The organism is Acidaminococcus fermentans DSM 20731 (assembly GCF_000025305.1).
GTDB classification, from domain to species: domain Bacteria; phylum Bacillota; class Negativicutes; order Acidaminococcales; family Acidaminococcaceae; genus Acidaminococcus; species Acidaminococcus fermentans.
On sequence record NC_013740.1, the window covers coordinates 1,712,039 to 1,732,996 of the forward strand.

The following is a 20,958-nucleotide window of genomic DNA, read 5'->3' on the forward strand; positions in this document are numbered from 1 at the left end:
CGTCGCATCCTTCTGAGTAAGTTCGCTGGCACGATTCTTTGCTGCGCTTCCGCTTGCAAACAATCGGCGACTCACTTAAGTCAAGCCCTCGACATATTAGTACAGGTCAGCTTAACATATTGCTACGCTTCCACACCCTGCCTATCAACCTGGTAATCTTCCAGGTGTCTTACCAGCTTACGCTGTGAGAGATCTCATCTTAAGGATGGTTTCACGCTTAGATGCTTTCAGCGTTTATCCGTTCCGGACGTAGCTACCCAACTGTACCCCTGGCGGGATAATTGGTACACCAGCGGTCCGTCCACTCCGGTCCTCTCGTACTAGGAGCAGCCCCCTTCAAATCTCTTGCGCCCGCGATGGATAGGGACCGAACTGTCTCACGACGTTCTGAACCCAGCTCACGTACCACTTTAATGGGCGAACAGCCCAGCCCTTGGGACCGACTTCAGCCCCAGGATGTGATGAGCCGACATCGAGGTGCCAAACCTCCCCGTCGATATGGACTCTTGGGAGAGATTAGCCTGTTATCCCCAGGGTAGCTTTTATCCGTTGAGCGATGGCCCTTCCACTTGGATGCCACCGGATCACTAAGCCCTACTTTCGTACCTGCTCGCCGTGTTTGGCTCGCAGTCAAGCTCCCTTCTGCCTTTACACTCCGCGCGCGGTTTCCGTCCGCGCTGAGGGAACCTTTGGGCGCCTCCGTTACTCTTTGGGAGGCGACCGCCCCAGTCAAACTGCCCGCCTAACACTGTCCCGGCGATCGTTACTCGCTCGGTTAGAATCCCGATAATTGAAGGGTGGTATCCCAACGTCGGCTCCGGCAATCCCAGAGGACTGCCTTCCATGCCTCCCACCTATCCTGTGCATCAAGTATCAGAACCCAATATTAGGTTACAGTAAAGCTCCATGGGGTCTTTCTGTCCAGTCGCGGGTAACCTGCATCTTCACAGGTATTTCAATTTCACCGGGTCCCTCGTTGAGACAGTGCCCAAATCGTTACACCTTTCGTGCGGGTCGGAACTTACCCGACAAGGAATTTCGCTACCTTAGGACCGTTATAGTTACGGCCGCCGTTCACTGGGGCTTCAGTCGAATGCTTTGGGTCGAACCCGGACATCCTTCTTTAACCTTCCAGCACTGGGCAGGTGTCAGCACCTATACTTCAGATTTCTCTTTCGCAGGCACCTGTGTTTCTGGTTAACAGTCGCTTGGGCCTCTTCTCTGCGACCACACCGGGCTCCGGGAGCTAGTCCCTTCACCTTTGTGGCTACCCTTATCCCGAAGTTACGGGTACATTTTGCCGAGTTCCTTAACGAGGGTTCTCCCGCGCACCTTAGGATTCTCTCCCCGCATACCTGTGTCGGTTTACGGTACGGGCGGCAGCTTTCTCACTAGAAGCTTTTCTCGGCAGCGTAGGCTCAATCCCTTCGGGAACAAGTTCCCTCCGCATCACGCCTCAGCCTCAGTTACCGGATTTGCCTGGTAACCAGCCTGCACGCTTGCACACGATCTACCAATCTCGTGCGGACCTGCCTTCCTGCGTCACTCCTTCGTTCAAACGATCACTGCCGGTACTGGAATATCAACCAGTTGTCCATCTCCTACGCTCTTTGCCTCGGATTAGGTCCCGACTTACCCTGAGACGACGATCGTTGCTCAGGAATCCTTATGCTTTCGGTGGAATGGATTCTCACCATTCTTTTCGCTACTCATGCCAACATTCTCACTTCCCACCAGTCCACCGTCCCTTCCAGGACGACTTCAACCCGATGGGAACGCTCCTCTACCACGCATACCTACGTATGCATCCATAGCTTCGGTTCCATACTTTAGCCCCGGGAATCTTCGGCGCAGGGCCTCTCGACCAGTGAGCTATTACGCACTCTTTAAATGGTGGCTGCTTCTGAGCCAACATCCTGGTTGTTTATGAGACCCCACATCCTTTTCCACTTAGTATGGCATTGGGGACCTTAGCTGATGGTCTGGGCTGTTTCCCTTTTGACAACGGGACTTATCTCTCGTAGTCTGACTCCCAGGCTCTGCAGCATAACCATTCGTAGTTTGACAGGGTTCGGTAACCATTACAGTCCCTATCCCGATCAGTGCTCTACCGCCTATGCTTACTGCCTGAGGCTAGCCCTAAAGCTATTTCGAGGAGAACCAGCTATCTCTGCGTTCGATTGGAATTTCACCGCTACCCACGATTCATCCGAAAGTTTTTCAACACTCACCGGTTCGGTCCTCCACACGATTTTACCCGTGCTTCAACCTGATCATGGGTAGATCACTACAGTTTCGGGTCTACGAACACCAACTCTTCGCCCTTTTCAGACTCGGTTTCCCTACGGCTCCGCATTTCCTGCTTAACCTCGCTGGTGCCCGTAACTCGTTGGCTCATTCTTCAATAGGCACGCCGTCGCTTGCGCTCCGACTGCTTGTAGACATACGGTTTCAGGTTCTCTTTCACTCCGCTCCCGCGGTTCTTTTCACCTTTCCCTCACGGTACTATGCGCTATCGGTCACTAAGAAGTGTTTAGCCTTGGAGGGTGGTCCCCCCGACTTCCCGCAAAATTCCTCGTGCTTCACGGTACTCTGGATACTGGCCTCCTTGCTCTGCCTTTCGCCTACCCGGCTCTCACGGTCTGTGGCTCACCTTTCCAGGTGATTCGGCTAGGCCTGACTCGGTTTATGCCAGTCCGTAACCCCAGGGAGCCGAAGCTCTCTGGTTTAGGCTCTGCCCTCTTCGCTCGCCGCTACTGTGGGCATCTCGTTTGATTTCTCTTCCTCCGGCTACTTAGATGTTTCAGTTCACCGGGTTCCCTTCCCGAAGGATACCATCCCATGACGGATGGTGGGTTCCCCCATTCGGACACCTACGGATCAAAGCCTGCTTGCGGCTCCCCGTAGCTTTTCGCAGCTTACCACGTCCTTCATCGGCTCTTAGTGCCAAGGCATTCACCGTATGCCCTTAGTAGCTTGACTTAAAATTGCTTCGATAAATTGTCTGCTCCTTTGTCGCTCGTCGTTCGCCATCCTCGACATACTGGAGTATAGTCTGCGGTGGCTCTCTTTCTCGCTTCGCGGATCAGAGCAATTTCTCTTCGCAATTTTCTGGTTCAGTTTACTAAGGAACTTACGTTCCCTGGTATTCTCGTTACTCGTTTCTAAATTCGCATTTAGATCAGAGGTGCTTATCTGATCATCACATCAGATAAGACTTTGTTTTGTCTCTTCTATGAAGTTTTCAAGGTTCATGTTCAGGGACGAGCCCTGAGAACCGAATATTGTTCCTGACAGATGTGCGTCGACGAGAATAGAAGTAAGTCCTTGGACTCCTTCGGTTCTCCATAGAAAGGAGGTGATCCAGCCGCTCGTTCTCGAACGGCTACCTTGTTACGACTTCACCCCAATCATCGGCCCCACCTTAGACAGCTGACTCCTAAAAGGTTATCTCACCGGCTTCGGGTGTTACCAACTTTCGTGGTGTGACGGGCGGTGTGTACAAGGCCCGGGAACGTATTCACCGCAGTATGCTGACCTGCGATTACTAGCGATTCCAACTTCACGCAGGCGGGTTGCAGCCTGCGATCCGAACTGAGGTCGGGTTTCTGGGATTGGCTCCGCCTCGCGGCTTCGCTGCCCTTTGTTGCCGACCATTGTAGTACGTGTGTAGCCCAAGACATAAGGGGCATGATGACTTGACGTCATCCCCGCCTTCCTCCAGGTTATCCCTGGCAGTCTCCTATGAGTCCCCACCATTACGTGCTGGTAACATAGGATAAGGGTTGCGCTCGTTGCGGGACTTAACCCAACATCTCACGACACGAGCTGACGACAGCCATGCACCACCTGTTTTCGTGCTTCCGAAGAAGGGGACCCATCTCTGGGTCTTTCACTCAATGTCAAGCCTTGGTAAGGTTCTTCGCGTTGCGTCGAATTAAACCACATACTCCACCGCTTGTGCGGGCCCCCGTCAATTCCTTTGAGTTTCAATCTTGCGATCGTAGTCCCCAGGCGGGGTACTTATTGCGTTAACTCCGGCACAGAAGGGGTCGATACCTCCTACACCTAGTACCCATCGTTTACGGCCAGGACTACCGGGGTATCTAATCCCGTTTGCTACCCTGGCTTTCGCATCTCAGCGTCAGACACAGTCCAGAAAGGCGCCTTCGCCACTGGTGTTCCTCCCAATATCTACGCATTTCACCGCTACACTGGGAATTCCCCTTTCCTCTCCTGCACTCAAGACTTCCAGTATCCAACGCCATACGGGGTTAAGCCCCGCATTTTCACGTCGGACTTAAAAGCCCGCCTACATGCTCTTTACGCCCAATAATTCCGGACAACGCTTGCCACCTACGTATTACCGCGGCTGCTGGCACGTAGTTAGCCGTGGCTTCCTCGTCAGGTACCGTCAACACCAAAATGTATTATAGATCGGTGCTTTCGTCCCTGACAACAGAGTTTTACAACCCGAAGGCCTTCATCACTCACGCGGCGTTGCTCCGTCAGACTTTCGTCCATTGCGGAAGATTCCCCACTGCTGCCTCCCGTAGGAGTTTGGGCCGTGTCTCAGTCCCAATGTGGCCGTTCATCCTCTCAGACCGGCTACTGATCATCGCCTAGGTGAGCCGTTACCTCACCTACTAGCTAATCAGACGCAGGCCCATCTTCTGGCGATAGCTTACAAGTAGAGGCCATCTTTCATCCTCTCTCCATGCGGAAAAAGGATCTCATTCGGTATTAGCATCCCTTTCGGAATGTTGTCCCCAACCAGAGGGCAGGTTGCCTACGCGTTACTCACCCGTTCGCCACTAAGAACATTCCGAAGAAAGTTCTCCGTTCGACTTGCATGTGTTAAGCACGCCGCCAGCGTTCGTCCTGAGCCAGGATCAAACTCTCCAAAATAGAGTATTTTGAAGAGCCGCTTGGCTCTCGAAAAACTAGCTTTGATTTTTTAACCTGGTTGTCATCCAGGTGACTCGATCTTATCACTAAAAGTGACTTGACCCGCACATCTGTCAACAATATTCAGTTCTCAAAGTTCGTCTCACTGTCTCAGCGACAGCTTCTATATAATACCAGACTTTCGTTTCTTTGTCAACAACTTTTTTCTTTCAATGTTTCAGTTGAAACATTTCGTTGTTGAGAAACCTTTTGTCTGTTGCTTTCTCAAGGAGAAAGCTTGTATAGTATAGCAAAAAGGGGTACCTCTGTCAACAAGTTTTTCAAAATAAACCGTAAGGACCTCCCGGCGTGAGGCCCTTACGGACAAGATCCCGCAGGAGCCTTTATTCCCTACTTCAATACCTGTTCTGCTTTTTCCTTTACGTCCTGGTTTCCTTCCTGGAGCAGGAGCTTTTCCACCCCGTCCCGGATCTCCCCACTGAGCTTGTATCCCAGGTCTTTCCACTGGGCGAGGATTTCCAGGGCGGTGTTCCGGTTCATCAGGGCTGGGGACTGGAGAGCGGTGAGGAAAAGTTTTTCTCCTGTGCCCGGGAATCCGTACAGCTGGCTGAGGATCCGGTTCAGGTCCATATAGACCCCGTTCAGCTGTTCCTCAAGGGAAATTTCTCCGGGCCGTTTCTCTCCGAAGGCCTTCACAAAGCCGGGAATCAGCGCTTCATACAGTCCCATCACATGATGGTCATGGTGGCTATCCCCAGTAAGGGCATAGGGCAGCAGGTCCACATGGTCCAGAGGGGCCTGGAGCACCAGTTCCACAGCCTGTTGGGCATAGGGCAGGTCCAGTGTCCGGGCCATTTCAAAGCCTTCCCCTTTTTTCATGGCCTGCTGGACGGTCTGGGCACAGGCAAAGGACAGCAAGAGTTTGCCGCAGGCCTGTTTCACCGTTTCCTGCTCTTTGCCGGCAAGCCTGCTCTGGGCGTATTGGAGGATGTGGAGGATTACCTGGTACTCTTCCAGTTCTTTTTCCTGTTCCTCGCAGTGCCGGAGAAATTCCGTCAGCAGTTTCACCGGCTGCCGGATCCGGGAAATCCCGGGCACTGGTTCGTCCACCAGCAGGGCATCCACCAGGGCTTCTGCCCCTTCAAAGGCTTTGGCCGTCAGGGTGGGCTGTTCCAATACCCCCAGCAGGTCCACATTTTCCGCCAGGAGCCGTGCGGTGTATTCCGGGTTCACATCGTTGTCCCATCCTTCCTCCAGCATCCACTGCCGGATCTGGGCCGTCCGGGGATCCAGGTATTCCAGGGCGGCGATCCGTCCCCAGCCGTACACCTGCCGGGCGGTCTGCCAGATTTCCTCCTGACCGTTTTCCCACTGGAGGAAGTTCCGCACACAGAACAGGGTGAATTCGTTGCACTTGGCCAGGAGACGGATTTCTTCCGCCAATTCTTCTTCCTGGTGCAGGTCGAAAAACTCCAGGAGACTCAGGGCAAATTTGATGATCTCGCTCTGGTCCGCTTCCTGGAGCAGCCGGTCAGCGAACCAGATCAGGGGTTCCGGATCCAGGGTATCCCGGTGGTCATCGATCCACTGCTGGACGGATTCCACATAGGCATTCATCAGATGGTCTTCCCCGTCGCTGAAAAACGCCTGCAGGGTCTGGACCGCCCGGTCATACTCTCCTTCCAGGATCTGGCTGAGCCCGTCCTGCAGTTCGGGGCTTTCTTCCCCTCCCTTGTCCAAGCCGGTGATGTTTCCTTCCATGAACCCGTCGCTGTAGTAAAATCCCCCGGCCGGTCCTTCCGGCTCCAGGGCCTGCTGCAGGGAATAGTCCCGGGGCAGCCGGCCCCGTTCATCCAGGGCATCATAGAGACGCTGGAGGATGGATGGTTGGGTAAAGGCAAAATTCTGCATGGTTTTCTCCTTATCGATAGGAACTTCTGGATATACGCAGCCGGACATTCCGGTCGTCATATCCGTTGGCGGCCAGGAACATCTTCAGGATGTCCAGATGGTCTTTCATGTCATTTTTGGGCCCCAGCACCACTTCCCGGACGGCGCTTTTGGCAAAGGGCATTTCCGTATAGGGCACCAGCCGGCTGGCTTCGGGACGGAAACGGATCTGCCGGTAGGCTTTCCGGTTGCCGGCGGCCATGTGGCCCTCCTGATCCTTCAGCAGCACCGGCAGCCAAAGGGCCCGGAGTTCTTTTTCGGAAGCAAAGCTGGCGTCCTTGCAGTAGTACCGGAGGGATGAGAAGGCGGCGTCGTCGGCAATGGCCCGGCGGATCTCCCGGTCGTTCAGATGCCGTCCCCGGGTGAGCCGCATACGGATCCAGTTCTTGGCCAGGGGCAGAAACTGTTCTCCATATTCCTCTCTCATGTAGATGACTTTTTTCAGATAGTATTTGTTGGCAAAGTCCGCATTGAGATGGACGGTGGAACAATCGAAATCCATTTCCCGGGAGGAGAAGCCGATGGCAAAGCCCTGGCCATCATCCGCATAGGACCGCCACTGGGGCAGGATGTCCCCCTCTTCGGAAAAACACCCAAGGTAGATGAAACAGGCGGAATGATGGTAGTACAGATCCCGGGCCGTATCCATCCGGGCCCGTTCAATCTCGCCGTCATCAGCCAGCTCTTCCAGGGCCTGTTCGAACACCGGGTCCAGCATCCGGTTTTCCCAGGCATCGTTGGTAAAAGACGCTTCGGTCAGCCAGAGGCACTGGTTGCGCAGTATATTGAAAAAGCCACTGGTGGAACAATAGTGATAGATCATGCGGTCTTCCTGACACGTGGACATAGTGCGCCTTCTTTCTCTTGGTTTTCCCTGCAGGAAGATTTCCTGCAGCCGCTCACAAAAGATATTATAGCGTACCTGCCGGAAAATTGCTCGCCGATCTTGGGGAAATCCATGGGAAACACACAAAAAAACAATAATTTTCTGCTATTTTTGAATATTCATGATATACTGTACAGGTGTCCAGTTTTACAATTTTTCAGAAATGGAGGCCCCATTATGTTCCACGTTGCCCTGTGCACTGACAATTCCCGTTCTCTCCACCAGCTCTCCGTCAATATCCAGCGCCTGCCCCACCCCACCGATGCTCTTGAGATCCACCCCTTTCTCCAGGAATACGATCTGCTCCGAAGCTGCCGCCAGGGCATCTGCTACAATCTGATCCTGTTGGGACCCTTCCAGGAGGCACACCATGTGCTGGATACGGCCCGGCGGATTCGGAAGCTGGACCCGGGAGTATCCATTTCCCTGATTTCCCATGATCTCCGGGATTCTCTGGAAGGCTATGAAATCCCCCTGTTCCGGTTCTATGCCGGCACCGTCCCCATGCCGGTGCTCCAGCAGGACCTGGAGGAACTGATGCAGAAAAAACAGGAAGTCCAGAATGCATCCTTCCTGTTCAGCAACTGGCAGGGTGTCCACCGCTTTTTTCTGAAGGAGATCCTCTATTTCAAATCGGAAGGCTCCCGGATCCAGGTGGTCACCCGGCTGGGCAGCTATATATACCGGGAAACCATGTCCACGGTGGAACGGCGGCTGGGCCGTTCCTGTTTCGTACGGATCCACCGGAGCTACCTGGTGAATCTCCACTGGGTGCGGAATGTGTGGGGCACAGAAGTGACCCTGCTGAACGGAAAGGTCCTGCCCCTGTCCAAGCACCGTTCCCGGGAAATCCGGGATGCTCTGCTGCAGCTGGGGGAGATATGAAAAAGGGGTGCTGCACGCATCGTGCAGCACCCGTCAATGGTCAATGGCCCATGGGAGGAACCCGCATCAGCGGGTTCCTTTCATTGTTTCATTCTTTCCCCGATGATCCGGGCCACGTAGACGCCGCTGGCGCTGGCCTGGCTCAGGCCACGGGTGATGCCGGCGCCGTCCCCGATGGCAAAGAAGTTGGGCAGCCGGGTTTCCAGCTGGTCATCCAGTTCCAGCCGGGCACTGTAGAACTTCACTTCCACCCCGTAAAGGAGGGTGTCGTCATTGGCCGTACCGGGCGCCACCTTGTCCAGGGCATAAATCATCTCGATGATGTTGTCCAGATGCCGTTTGGGCAGCACCAGGCTCAGATCCCCGGGCACCGCATTGAGGGTGGGCCGCAGGAAGCTCTGGCTCAGCCGGTGGGCATTGGTCCGCCGGCCCTTGATCAGGTCCCCGAACCGCTGGACCAGCACCCCACCTCCCAGCATATTGGACAGGGAAGCAATGTGTTTGCCGTACCGGTGGGGTTCCTTGAAGGGTTCCGTGAACCGGTTGCTCACCAGCAGGGCAAAGTTGGTGTTGCCGCTGTTCTTTTTGGGATCACTGAAGCTGTGGCCGTTGACGGTGACGATGCCATCGGTATTTTCCGCCACCACATAGCCGTTGGGGTTCATGCAGAAGGTCCGCACCCGGTCCCCGTATCCCTTGGTCCGGTACACCAGTTTGGCTTCGTACACTTCATCGGTGATTTCCTGGAACACGGCGGCGGGCACTTCCACCCGGACCCCCACGTCCACCTGGTTGTTGGTAAGTTCCAGGCCCAGTTTCTCGCACTGGCCGGAGAACCATTCCGCCCCGGCCCGGCCAGGAGCCCCGATGAGATACCGGCACTGGATGGTATCCTCGCTGTTTTTCAGGAACACTTCATACCCTCCCTCACAGGGCTGGAAGGTATCCACCTGGGTATCGCACTGGATCTGGATTCCGTGTTCCACCAGGTACCGGTAGATGCTGGCCATAAGTTTCCGGTTGTTGTCGGTGCCCAGATGCCGGACTTTGGCGTTGAGCAGATGGAGGTCGTGGCCCAGGGCCTGCCGGCCGATCCGGCAGTTCTTGGTGGAATAGACTTCCCCGGGAGCCCCATGCTTCAGGTTGATCTCATCCACATAATCGATCAGGTCCATGACGGTCTTTTTGGGGATGTAATCACTGAGCCACCCGCCGAATTCGGTGGTGAAATTGTATTTCCCGTCGGAAAAAGCCCCGGCGCCCCCGAATCCCCGCATAATGCTGCAGGGGGTGCAGCGGACGCATTTTTCCACTTTTCCGGCGATGATGGGACAGCTGCGGAAATCGATGGCGTGGCCTTCTTCCAGGATCAGGACACTGACCTGGGGATATTTCAGGACAAATTCATAAGCGGCATAAATGGAGGCCGGGCCCCCGCCGATAATGGCTACATCGACTTTTTTCTTCATTTTTTAAACACCTCTTTGTCGTTGACTGTATTGAAGATAATGGAGGAAATCTGGTTGAGTGTCTTGCGGCTTTCTTCCGGGCGCACCGCTTTATCCATCAGGACCACCAGCACATATTTTTCCTTGGCATAGACGATGCCGGCCGCCCCCAGCACCTGCCCCTGGTCGGACTGGAGTCCGGCGATCCTGGCCTTTTGGGGCAGCAGGGCCCCCAGCATATCCCGGGCCGGCTGTTTCCGCAGCAGGTCCAGCAGATACCCGTCCTGCTTCGGGGACACGCATTTCCCCTGGTACAGCCGGGTCAGCAGGTTCACCGTATCGTTGACGGAGGTGTAGCTGAGCTGCCGTTTTTCTCCGGGAGCCAGGGTATCCTGGCCATTCTCGCCCCGGGGCAGCTGGGCCGTGCCCACCACCGTATCCGCATACCCCTGTTTGGCCAGCCATTCATTCAGGTCTTCCCGGCCGGCGATCCAGATCAGCTTGTACAGGGCCGTGGTATCGTTCTGGAGCACCATGTCTTCCAACAGGTTCCGGACCGTCAGCCGGCTGCCCGCAGGCAGTTTGTCCAGCACGGGACTGCCGGGCCGCCGGTCTTTTTCCCGGAGGGTATAGACTTCGTCCAGGGACAGGTCCCCATCCTCCGCCTGCCGGAGCACCCCGGCCGCCACATAGAGCCGGACCAGATCCCCGGCGGGCATCTTCCCGGAATAGTTGTAAAAAACATCATCATTTTCCAGGGAATGGTAGTACACGGAACAGGCGGCTCCGCTCTGGGCGATCACATTGTTCAGGTAATCATAGGGCAGCTTGGTGTCCTGGGAATGGACCGTTTGGGCATTCTGGGCCTGCTGCTGCTGTTCCAGATACTTGGGACTCCGGTGGAGCAGGGTCAGGGAAACCGCCCCCACCACAACCAGCGCGATGAAGCAAAGGAGGATTTTCTTGTTGATGCTCATAATGTACTCATGACCTTTCTGTGGGCTTTCAGCCAGTTTTCCCGTTCCCGGTAATCCGGCAGCACCTGGGCCACCGATTTCCAGAACGCTTTGTTGTGAGACATGTTCCGGATGTGGCACAATTCATGGACCACCACATAGGCAATGACCTCCCGGGGACAGAACACCAGGGGCCAGGAAAAGCCGATTTCGCCCTTCCAGTTGCAGTACCCCCACCGTTTCCGGGCCCGGCTGCATTTCACCACCGGCAGGGGCAGCTGCAGCTGGGCGGCATACCGTTCCACCTGGCTCCGGATCACATCCCGGAGCAGGCTGATCAGAAACCGGGCCAGGGATTCCCGGGTTTCTTCCCGGCCCATCACAAGGAGGCTCTCCCCTTCTTCCAGGGCAAAGCCTTTGCCGGCCCGGAGCCGCAGGGTGCAGGGTTTGCCGAACAGCAGGAACTGTTCCCCCTCCTCCAGACGGAGGGTGGGATGCTCTTCCCGCTCCCGGCGGACCCTGGCCTGGGCCCCGGTGATCCATTTTTCTTTTTTCGCCACCACCCGTTCCAGTTCCTGCCGGGAGACCCCGTAAGGGACCCGCAGCACCAGGGTACCGTCTTCCACCACTTCGAAGCCGATGCTCCGGCGGAAGGACTGGATGATCCGGGCATTTTTCAGAATTGATTCAGCAACCATAGCTTTCCTATTATAGCATAGAACATTGACCAGTGTCATACTTTCTCCTATAATATCAGTAATATACGGAGGAAGTGTAATAAAATGGATGATTTGCATATACCAACGTCAGCCCTGACGCTGATTCTCATGATTTTCATATCCCTTTCCGCCTTTTTTTCCGCTTCGGAAACGGCCCTGACCGGCTCCAACAAGCTGCGGCTGAAGAACCTGGCCAAAGGCGGCAACAGGAAAGCCCGGCGAGCCCTGCGGTTGCTGGACCATTTCGATGATGCCCTGTCCACCATCCTGATCGGGAACAATGTGGTGAATATCGCCACGGCTTCCCTGGCGGCGGCGGTTTCCACCGCGGCCTTCGGCACCTCCGGTCTGGCCCTGGCCACGGTATTCACCACCATTGTGATCCTGATCTTCGGGGAAATCATCCCCAAAAGCGTGGCCAGCGACGCTCCGGAAAAATATTCCATGGACTGTTCCCGGCTGCTCAGTGTGCTGGTGCTCCTGTTCACCCCCCTGAATTTCCTGTTCCGGATGATGAAGTCCGCCTTCAACCACTGCCTGCGGAAAAAAGTCTCCCACCGGTTCGCCACGGAAGACGAGCTGCTGCTGATGGTGGATGAAGTGGAGCATGGGGGCGGCATCAACAAACAGGACAGCCAGCTGATCAAAAGTGCCATTGAATTCAGCGACATCCGGGTCCGGGAGATCATGACTCCCCGGGTGGACATGGTGGCCATGGATATTTCCGAAGGCAGCGAAGAAGCCCTGAAGCTGTTCAGCAGCCATGGTTTCTCCCGTCTGCCGGTTTTCAAGGATGACTACAGCGAAATCATCGGGATCCTCCACGCCAAGGATTTCCTGGCGGCCTATCTCCAGAATCCCCGCTGCAGTCTGAAGAATCTGATCAAAAAAGCGGCCCTGGTCCATCAGTCCACCAAGATTTCCCGGGTGCTGAAGACCCTCCAGGAAGCCAAGGTGGAAATGGCCATGGTCATGGACAGCTATGGCACCGTACGGGGCCTGGTGACCACGGAAGACATTGTGGAAGAGCTGGTGGGCGAAATCTGGGACGAGCATGACAAGGCGGTTTCTTCCTTCCGGAAGCTGGGCAGGAACCGGTACCTGGTCTCCTGTTCCTCCAATTCCCAGAATGCCAACCTGTTCGACCTGTTCAAATATCTGGATCTGGATATCGACGACTACGGCCTGGAAAACAATTCCATCAGCGGCTGGGTGGTGGATACCCTGGAGACCATACCCAAAAAGGGAGATTCCTTCGACTGCCGGAACCTCCATGTGACGGTGACCCGGGCCAATGAGCACCGGGTCCAGGAAATCATCGTGGAAGTGCGGCCGGAGAAGAAGGAGAAGAGTGAAGAGTGACAGGGCTGTCAATGGTCAAGGGTCAATTGTCAATGGCCGATGGAAGCCAGCTTTACTGGCTTGGAAAATAACAATTCCTGTATCAGAAAAGGATGTGCTGCTATGGAAAACCGTATTCTTGTTGTAGTGGATATGCAGAATGATTTTGTGGGCGGAAGCCTGGGGTCGGAGGCGGCCCAAGACATTACCCTGAATGTGCTGAAAAAGGTGGCCAATTTCCCCGGCCGGGTGATCTTTACCCAGGATACCCATGGAGAGGATTACCTGGAAACCCAGGAAGGCCGCCGGCTGCCGGTGAAGCACTGCATCAAGGGCACCCCCGGATGGCGGCTGATCCCGGCCCTGGAAAAGCTCCAGCAGGAACATCACTGGCCGGTGATCCAGAAGCCCTCCTTCGGTTCGGTGACCCTGGCGGAAGACCTGAAGGAACTGCACCGGAAACAGCCCATCCAGAGCATCGAACTGATCGGGCTGTGCACGGACATCTGTGTAGTGAGCAATGCCCTGCTGCTGAAAGCGGCCCTGCCGGAAGTGGAGATCCGGGTGGACAGCCGCTGCTGCGCCGGCGTAACGGAAGAAAGCCACCAGGCGGCCCTGGAGACCATGAGGAGCTGTCAGGTGGTTGTGGAGTAAAAAAAAGGTTGTTGCACGTCCTGTGCAACAACCCCTTTTTTACAGCACTTTCACCAATTCCTCGTTGCTTCTCCGTTCGTTGTGGAGATGGGCGGCGTGGACTCCTTCTGCGGCGTAGCCCAGGGGCAACAGCAGCAGGGGCACTTCCTTCAGATCCAGGCCGAAGGCATCGGCGGTCTGGGACACCGGGAAATAGTTCACCCAGCAGGAGCCGATGCCCAGTTCCCAGGCTTCCAGCATCATATGGGTGGCCACGATGCTGGCATCCTGTTCCCCGGCCCGGATGCTGTGTTCAAAGGGGTTCACCCATTCCTCGTCCTTCCGGACGGTGACCATGAGCACCACCGGTGCATTGAAGGCGCACCGGGTCAGTCCCCGGATTTTTTCCAGGGCTTCCGGACTCTGGAGCACGTACACCCGGTAGGGCTGGTAGTTGTGGCCAGTGGGAGCGATCCGTCCCGCTTCCAGGATGGCCTCCATTTTTTCCTTTTCAATGGGTTTGTCGCTGAATTTCCGTACAGAATATCTGGCCTTGGCCAGGTCCATGAATGTCATTTGTATGCACACCTTTCCTGTTTGATTGCTTTAGAAGCTGCTGCACAGGCAGCAGCCTCTGTCTCTGGTCCCTTGTCTCCGGCCGTTGACCGTTGACAGCTGACCGTTAACGGTGCTGTTGCCCATGCAACAGCACGGCTTACCAGCTCAATACTTCCGGCTCCCCTTCAGTAATCAGCAGGGTATGTTCCCACTGGGCGCTGTCTTTGCCGTCGGCAGTGTGGACGGTCCAGCCGTTCACTTCATCGATCCACAGTTCCGGAGTGCCGGCGTTGATCATGGGCTCGATGGTGATCACCATGCCGGGCACCAGCAGCATGCCGGTTTTCCGTTTCCCCACATGGGACACAAAGGGATCTTCATGCATTTCCAGTCCTACCCCGTGGCCGCCGAATTCCCGGACCACGCTGCAGCCGTGTTTCTGGGCAAAGCTCTGGATGGCTGCTCCGATGTCCCCCAGGGTGTTCTTCCAGCCCACGGCGTTTTCCATGCCCCGCTTCAGGCATTCTTTGGTGATGCCCACCAGATTCTTCCGTTCCGCAGGCACCCGGCCCAGCATGAACATCCGAGAAGCATCCCCCACGTACCCTTCATAAATGGTGGTGGCGTCCACATTGACGATATCCCCGCTTTTCAGCACCTGATGGGGATCCGGGATGCCGTGGCAGATTACGTCATTGACGGAAGTGCACACGGATTTGGGAAAGCCCTCATAGTTCAGGCAGGCGGGAATGGCCTTCAGCTTCAGGGTGGTGTCGTAGACGATGGTGTTGATGTCATCGGTGGTCATCCCCACTTTGATGTTCTTTTCCACCGCATCCAGCACTGCGGAATTGACCTTGCCGGCTTTCCGGATCCCTTCGATCTGTTCCGGGGTCTTGATCATGTCCATCCGGGGCACTTCGTACCCTTTGGCGGCGTACTCCATGAGTTTCAGTTTCAGTTCACTTCTGTCCAAGCTGCATCCTCCTTTGCCCAGGGAAAGTTCCCCTGTGCTATTCTATTTTCTGATGAAATACGATATAATAAAGTCTTGCTGTCGGGTCCGGCTGAAGCCGTCAACCCGATGAATCATTATAACACAAATTTTACGGTTTTTTTCTCTGTTTGTTTCGAAATTGTTTAACCCTGCCTTTTATACTGTAGGAAAAGAGAGGGGTCCTGCCCCCAAGAAAGGATGACATCTATGGATCTGTTCCTGAACATGGTCCGGGGTTTCTGCATGGCCCTGGCCGACAGCGTCCCCGGGGTATCCGGCGGCACCATTGCCTTTGTGCTGGGCTTTTACGACGAATTCATCGGTTCCCTGTATGTGCTCACCCACGGCAACCGGGAACTGAAACGGGAGGGCATCCGTTTCCTGGCCAAGCTGGGCATGGGCTGGGTCATCGGCATGGGTTCTTCGGTGCTGGTGATCTCCAGTCTTTTCACCAGCCGGATCTATGAACTGAGTTCCCTGTTCCTGGGCTTTTCCATTTTTTCCCTTCCTCTGATTATCCGGGAAGAGAAGGAATGCCTCCGCCGTGTGAGCCGGCTCCTGTTCCTGGTACTGGGGATCGTGCTGGTGCTGGTGATCGCGGCGGTGAACCCCACCGGCGGCCAGGGGACCAATGTGGAAATCGCCCACCTGACCCCTCTCCTGGGAGGATACATCTTCGTCTGTGCCATGATCGCTATCTGCGCCATGGTGCTGCCGGGGATCTCCGGTTCCACCATGCTGCTGATCTTCGGGCTGTATGTACCCATCATCAGCGCCATCAAGGAATTCCTCCATATGAACCTGTCCTATTTCCCGGTGCTGTGCGTTTTCGGCTTCGGGGTGCTCACCGGGATTGTGGGGATCATCAAGCTGGTGAAAAATGCCCTGGACAACCACCGGGCAGCCATGGTGTACTTCATCCTGGGGCTGATGATCGGTTCCCTGTATGCCATTGCCCAAGGTCCCACCACCCTGAAAGTGCCCCAGCCGGCTCTCACCTGGGAAACCTTCCATATTTTCTGGTTCCTCATGGGCGGAGTGTTCCTGGCCGGCCTCAACGGGCTGAAGGCCTTTACAGAAAAGAAGATGCATCCGGACAAGTGAGAAAAGCACCGCTGCGGCGGTGCTTTTTTGTCATCTGTCAATGGCCGAAGGAAATCAATTTTGTAAAAATTGATTTCCTTCGGCCATTGACAGGGTGTGAGAAAAATATTTTCACACACCCTTTTTACCAAATCTGTTGACTCTCATATTAGCGTGTGCTAACATATCTGGTATAAAGATTAGGCTCTATGAATAAATTGTGAAAAGAGGTAGCAGCATGCCCTTATCATTTGCCGACGAAGGCAGGACCTTGGTTGTCCTGCGGGTAGGCGGGTCCCCCAAGGTGCGGACCCATCTGGAAAACCTGGGCATCACCCAGGGCGCGGAGATTTCCATTGTCCAGCACACCCCCAGCGGGCTGATCCTGAACATCCGGGAATCCCGGGTGGCCGTCAGTATGGAAATGGCTGCCAAGATCACCGTACAGTAACAGCAGGAGGTCGTATGATGAACACATTGAAAGACGCCCTGACGGGCAAGGATTACGAAGTGGTGAAACTCCATGGCACGGGAGCCATCAAGCGCCGGATCATGGATATGGGCCTTACCAAGGGCACCCCGGTGCACATCCGGAAAGTGGCTCCTCTGGGAGACCCGGTGGAAATCAACGTGCGGGGCTATGAGCTGTCCCTGCGGAAAGCCGATGCGGAAATGGTGGAAGTGAAGGAACTGTAATTTTTCACCCGTGCATTAGCTTTTTCTAACTATTTTTAAAATCAGTAAACTATGGGAAAGAAGGTAACGATTTATGGAATTCAAGATTGCCCTTGCCGGCAACCCCAATACTGGCAAGACCACCCTGTTCAATGCCCTGACCGGATCCAACCAGTTCGTGGGCAACTGGCCCGGGGTAACAGTTGAAAAAAAAGAAGGGAAACTGATGGGCCATCCGGATGTGATCATCCAGGACCTGCCCGGCATCTACTCTCTTTCCCCCTACACCCTGGAAGAAGTGGTGTCCCGGACCTATCTGGTCAAGGAACGGCCGGATGCCATCCTGAACATCGTGGACGGGACCAACCTGGAACGGAACCTGTACCTGAGCACCCAGCTGGCTGAACTGGGGATCCCCATGGTAATGGCCGTGAACATGATGGACATGGTCCGGAGCAACGGAGACATCATCAACATCGATAAGCTGTCCCAGAAGATGGGCTGTCAGGTGATCGAAATCTCCGCCCGTACGGGAGAAGGCATCAAGGAAGCCGCAGACCTGGCAGCCAAGGTAGCCAAGCACCAGCAGGTAATGGTGGCCAAACATTCCTTCGACGGGCCGGTGGAACACGCTCTGGCCCACATTGAAGAAGCCACCCAGGGAATGCTCCCTGCCCATCAGGAACGGTGGTACGGCATCAAACTGTTCGAACGGGACGAAAAAGTCCGGGCTGCCCTGAAGCTGCCCCAGTCGGTCATCGACCACATTGATGGGGACATCGAAGCGGTGGAACAGGAAATGGATGACGATGCGGAAAGCATCATCACCAACGAACGGTACAAATACATCAGTTCCATCATCCATGAGTGCAACATCAAAAAGAGCAAAGGAAAACTGACCACCTCCGACAAGATTGACAAGATCGTCACCAACCGGTGGCTGGCCCTCCCCATTTTTGCCGCCATCATGTTCCTGGTCTATTATGTATCGGTGACCACCATCGGGACGGACGCCACGGACTGGGTCAATGACACCTTGTTCGGCGACATGATCATCCCTGCCGCCCATGATTTGATGGAAAGCCTGGAAGTGGCTGACTGGCTGGATGGTCTGATCGTGGATGGGATCATTTCCGGCGTAGGCGCCGTGCTGGGCTTTGTACCCCAGATGGTGGTGCTGTTCATTTTCCTGGCCTTCCTGGAAGCCTGCGGCTACATGGCCCGTATCGCTTTCATCCTGGACCGGGCTTTCCGGAAGTTCGGCCTGTCCGGGAAATCCTTCATCCCCATGCTGATCGGCTCCGGCTGCGGCGTGCCCGGGATCATGGCTTCCCGTACCATTGAAAACGAATCTGACCGGCGGATGACCATCATGACCACCACCATGATTCCCTGCTCCGCCAAGATGCCCATCATCGCCCTAATTGCAGGGGCCTACTTCCACGGAGAATGGTGGGTGGCTCCCTCCGCTTACTTTGTGGGGATCTTCTCCATCATCATTTCTGGGATCATCCTGAAAAAAACCAAGCTGTTTGCCGGGGATCCGGCCCCCTTCGTCATGGAACTGCCTCCCTACCATATGCCCACCCTGGGCAACATCGGCCGGAGCGTGTGGGAACGAAGCTCCTCCTTCATCAAGAAGGCCGGTACGGTAATCCTGCTGTCCACCATCCTGGTATGGTTCCTGTCCAGCTTCGGCTGGGATGACGGTGCCTTCACCATGCTGGATGAAGATGCCCTGAACGAAAGTATCCTGGCCTTCATCGGCACCAAAGTGGCCTGGCTCTTCGCGCCTCTGGGCTGGGGTGACTGGAAAGCGGCCGTGGCTGCCTTCACCGGCCTGATTGCAAAGGAAAACCTGGTGGGTACCTTCGGGATCCTGTATGGGCTGGCAGATGCCGCCGAAGACGGCCAGGAATTCTGGGGCACCTTTGCCCAGGAGTTCTCCGTGCTCAGCGCCTACTCCTTCCTGGTGTTCAACCTGCTGTGCGCTCCCTGTGTGGCTGCCATGGGCGCCATCAAACGGGAAATGAACAACGGCCGCTGGACCCTGATCGCCATCGGCTACCAGTGCGGCTTCGCCTACTGCATGGCCCTGCTGTTCTACCAGTTCGGCAGCTTCATTTCCACCGGGGTCTTCACCCTGGGCACGGCAGCCGCCTGTGTGATACTGGCCATCATGCTCTACCTGTTCTTCCGTCCGGCTCCCAAATACAATGGAGAAATCCAGATCAAAGACGCGGCGAATGCAGCGGAATAAGGTATAATATGGGAGTGGCTGTTTACAGCCACTCCCTGTCAATAGTCAATGGTCAATGGCCATTGGAAGGCAGGCGCCATGCGTCTGCCAATGAATAAAAAGGAGAATTGATTATGGGTACTTTTGTTGTGGGACTGGTGCTCTTCCTCATCGTAGCAGCAGTGATCCGCAAGATGATCAAAGATCATAAGGCAGGAAAAAGTTCCTGCGGCTGCGACTGCGGAAGCTGCGGCATGTGTCATGGGAAGAAATAAAAAAAACGGGATGCCGCTGGGCATCCCGTTTTTTTTATTTCACCCCCAGACTCTTCACCCAGTCCTTCACCTGGCTGTCCTGGAGGGTGCCGGTGAAGCAACGACCCTGGAGCCAGCTGCCTTTGCTGCCGGCCATTTCCTTCAGCTGGTCGGCGCTGCTGCCCATGCCGGAGCTGTAAGCGGTGGCAAAGGGAATCACCGTCTTGCCGGTGAAGTCATTGCTCTTCACGAAGGTATCCATGGGCCAGGCGGCAATGCCCCACCAGATGGGATACCCGACGAATACGGTGTCATAGTCCTGCCAGTTGGCGGGTTTGGCGTTCTTCAGAGCCACGTTCCGCAGGCTGGGGTCATCATGTTCCTGGTAGACCCGGGAACTTTTGTTGTTGTAATCCAAGTCTGCGGTCGTATAGGGATTTTCCAGATCCAGCAGGTACAGATCCCCGCCGGTCTCCCCGGCAATGGCCTTGGCCACCTGTTCCGTCCGGTGAGTATTAGTATAATAGACCACCAGTACCTTTTTGGCCTTGGCAGGCGCTTTTTCCGCAGCCGCCGTACCCGCTGCCTTGCCCCCGCCATTCTGGGCAGCCTGCTGTCCGCCGCAGGCCGTAACCGCCAGCAGAGACAGAGCCATGCAGACGATGGAAATCGCTTTTTTCCATCTCATGTTGTTTTCCTCCTTGTTCCTCTATGATTTTTCCTGCTGTTTTTCTCCAGATGGTACAGGAGATAATCCACATTGGTGAGTTTTTCCTGCTCCCGGTGGAGCTTTTTCAGGATTTCCTTCCGGTACTGACGGAGACACCGGCACTGGCACCGATCATTCTTTTCCTGGAGGATTTTCCGGATGGTCTCTTCCGAACAGCCGGCCGCCTGGAGCACTTCCTGGCTCAGAGTCGTCTTTTTGAAACTCTCCGCCTCCTTCTCATTCATTTCCATATACTTCTTTGGCATACCGGAAGGCTGCCCAGGCTTTGGGCCAGCCGGCGTAGAACCCCAGCTGGGTAATGGCCTGGACCATTTCCTCCCGGGTTACTCCGTTCTTTTTAGCGGTGGCCATGTGGTACTGGAGGGAACTGTCTGTCAGTCCCTGGGCAATGAGCGCCGTCACTGTCACCAGGCTCCGGTCGTGGAGGCTCAGCTTGTCGTTGGCGCTCCACACCTCTCCAAAAAGGATGTCATCGTTGTACCGGGCAAAATCCGGGGCAAAATTCCCCAGCTGATCCCGTCCTGCGGTTTGCACGATTTTGACCGTTTTTTTGTTTCATTTTCCATGGCTGCTGCCTCCCCAAAATGTATGCCCACGCAAGTCGTCATGACCAGGGCCAGTGCGAGTCCAGCAAATTGTTTCATGCGTTCGTCCATCATGATTCCTCCTTCGGGTTATCTCCTGGATGTATCATAG

The 20,958-nt window shown here is 55.3% G+C and carries 18 protein-coding genes and 2 rRNA genes; 8 read left to right on the forward strand and 12 right to left on the reverse strand.

Features of this window, described 5'->3' with window-relative positions; all coding sequences use genetic code 11:
• Positions 1–76: 76 nt before the first annotated feature.
• The 4 genes from ACFER_RS07895 to ACFER_RS10885 form a co-directional block, all read right to left on the reverse strand.
• Positions 77–2,982 (reverse strand): 23S ribosomal RNA (locus ACFER_RS07895).
• A 369-nt stretch (positions 2,983–3,351) separates the two neighbouring features.
• Positions 3,352–4,908, reverse strand: a 16S ribosomal RNA gene (locus ACFER_RS07900).
• Together the 16S and 23S rRNA genes form the textbook arrangement of a ribosomal RNA operon.
• A gap of 390 nt (positions 4,909–5,298) precedes the next feature.
• On the reverse strand, positions 5,299–6,819 hold the full coding sequence (locus ACFER_RS07905) for a hypothetical protein (RefSeq protein WP_012938895.1): 1,521 nt from the start codon (positions 6,817–6,819) through the stop codon (positions 5,299–5,301).
• Between the two features lie 10 nt (positions 6,820–6,829).
• A complete protein-coding gene (locus tag ACFER_RS10885; protein ID WP_049763456.1) occupies positions 6,830–7,681 on the reverse strand; it encodes a DUF2971 domain-containing protein in 852 nt (283 codons plus the stop codon).
• A 240-nt stretch (positions 7,682–7,921) separates the two neighbouring features.
• Between ACFER_RS10885 and ACFER_RS11595 the strand changes: the two genes are divergently transcribed.
• The gene (locus ACFER_RS11595; RefSeq protein ID WP_012938897.1) at positions 7,922–8,629 is read left to right on the forward strand and encodes a LytR/AlgR family response regulator transcription factor; all 708 of its coding nucleotides are present in this window, start codon (positions 7,922–7,924) and stop codon (positions 8,627–8,629) included.
• Between the two features lie 80 nt (positions 8,630–8,709).
• On the opposite strand, the gene ACFER_RS07925 is transcribed toward ACFER_RS11595, so the two are convergent.
• Genes ACFER_RS07925 through ACFER_RS07935 form a run of 3 tightly spaced genes read right to left on the reverse strand, consistent with a single transcriptional unit; the run spans position 8,710 to position 11,731 of the window.
• Complete coding sequence (locus tag ACFER_RS07925; protein ID WP_012938898.1) at positions 8,710–10,098, reverse strand: NAD(P)/FAD-dependent oxidoreductase; 1,389 nt, start codon at positions 10,096–10,098, stop codon at positions 8,710–8,712.
• Positions 10,095–11,054, reverse strand: a complete 960-nt coding sequence (locus ACFER_RS07930; protein ID WP_012938899.1) for a serine hydrolase — start codon at positions 11,052–11,054, stop codon at positions 10,095–10,097. The genes ACFER_RS07925 and ACFER_RS07930 overlap by 4 nt, the downstream gene beginning before the upstream one ends.
• Positions 11,051–11,731 carry a M48 family metallopeptidase gene (locus tag ACFER_RS07935; protein WP_049763458.1) on the reverse strand — a complete coding sequence of 227 codons (681 nt, stop codon included), beginning with the start codon at positions 11,729–11,731 and terminating at the stop codon, positions 11,051–11,053. The genes ACFER_RS07930 and ACFER_RS07935 overlap by 4 nt, the downstream gene beginning before the upstream one ends.
• 84 nt (positions 11,732–11,815) lie before the next feature.
• On the opposite strand from ACFER_RS07935, the gene ACFER_RS07940 reads away from it, so the two are divergent.
• Positions 11,816–13,114 (forward strand): HlyC/CorC family transporter, encoded by a 1,299-nt coding sequence (locus ACFER_RS07940; RefSeq protein WP_012938901.1) that lies wholly within the window; start codon positions 11,816–11,818, stop codon positions 13,112–13,114.
• A 102-nt stretch (positions 13,115–13,216) separates the two neighbouring features.
• The gene (locus tag ACFER_RS07945; RefSeq protein WP_012938902.1) at positions 13,217–13,747 is read left to right on the forward strand and encodes a cysteine hydrolase family protein; all 531 of its coding nucleotides are present in this window, start codon (positions 13,217–13,219) and stop codon (positions 13,745–13,747) included.
• Between the two features lie 39 nt (positions 13,748–13,786).
• Here ACFER_RS07945 and ACFER_RS07950 read toward each other — a convergent pair whose 3' ends face one another.
• Entirely contained in the window at positions 13,787–14,302 is a 516-nt protein-coding gene (locus ACFER_RS07950) for a nitroreductase family protein (protein WP_012938903.1), read from the reverse strand.
• 139 nt (positions 14,303–14,441) lie between these two features.
• A complete protein-coding gene (gene map / locus ACFER_RS07955; protein WP_176767978.1) occupies positions 14,442–15,230 on the reverse strand; it encodes a type I methionyl aminopeptidase in 789 nt (262 codons plus the stop codon).
• 258 nt (positions 15,231–15,488) lie between these two features.
• Here map and ACFER_RS07960 point away from each other — a divergent pair, with 258 nt between their 5' ends.
• From ACFER_RS07960 to ACFER_RS07980, 5 genes are all read left to right on the forward strand, one after another.
• Complete coding sequence (locus ACFER_RS07960) at positions 15,489–16,385, forward strand: DUF368 domain-containing protein (RefSeq protein ID WP_012938905.1); 897 nt, start codon at positions 15,489–15,491, stop codon at positions 16,383–16,385.
• A 217-nt stretch (positions 16,386–16,602) separates the two neighbouring features.
• On the forward strand, positions 16,603–16,815 hold the full coding sequence (locus ACFER_RS07965; protein ID WP_012938906.1) for a FeoA family protein: 213 nt from the start codon (positions 16,603–16,605) through the stop codon (positions 16,813–16,815).
• Positions 16,816–16,832: 17 nt separating this feature from the next.
• Complete coding sequence (locus tag ACFER_RS07970) at positions 16,833–17,060, forward strand: FeoA family protein (RefSeq protein WP_012938907.1); 228 nt, start codon at positions 16,833–16,835, stop codon at positions 17,058–17,060.
• A gap of 73 nt (positions 17,061–17,133) precedes the next feature.
• Positions 17,134–19,299, forward strand: coding sequence for a ferrous iron transport protein B (gene feoB / locus ACFER_RS07975; protein ID WP_012938908.1), 2,166 nt, complete (start codon positions 17,134–17,136; stop codon positions 19,297–19,299).
• A gap of 113 nt (positions 19,300–19,412) precedes the next feature.
• Entirely contained in the window at positions 19,413–19,553 is a 141-nt protein-coding gene (locus ACFER_RS07980; RefSeq protein ID WP_012938909.1) for a FeoB-associated Cys-rich membrane protein, read from the forward strand.
• A 34-nt stretch (positions 19,554–19,587) separates the two neighbouring features.
• On the opposite strand, the gene ACFER_RS07985 is transcribed toward ACFER_RS07980, so the two are convergent.
• The 3 genes from ACFER_RS07985 to ACFER_RS07995 are packed head-to-tail and all read right to left on the reverse strand — an operon-like array spanning position 19,588 to position 20,796.
• Entirely contained in the window at positions 19,588–20,220 is a 633-nt protein-coding gene (locus tag ACFER_RS07985) for a flavodoxin (RefSeq protein ID WP_012938910.1), read from the reverse strand.
• Positions 20,217–20,486: a hypothetical protein gene (locus ACFER_RS07990; RefSeq protein WP_012938911.1), complete on the reverse strand. Its 270-nt coding sequence runs from the start codon at positions 20,484–20,486 to the stop codon at positions 20,217–20,219. Before ACFER_RS07990 ends, ACFER_RS07985 begins: the two co-directional genes overlap by 4 nt.
• On the reverse strand, positions 20,479–20,796 hold the full coding sequence (locus ACFER_RS07995; RefSeq protein ID WP_227898277.1) for a carboxymuconolactone decarboxylase family protein: 318 nt from the start codon (positions 20,794–20,796) through the stop codon (positions 20,479–20,481). The genes ACFER_RS07990 and ACFER_RS07995 overlap by 8 nt, the downstream gene beginning before the upstream one ends.
• Positions 20,797–20,958 lie beyond the last annotated feature (162 nt).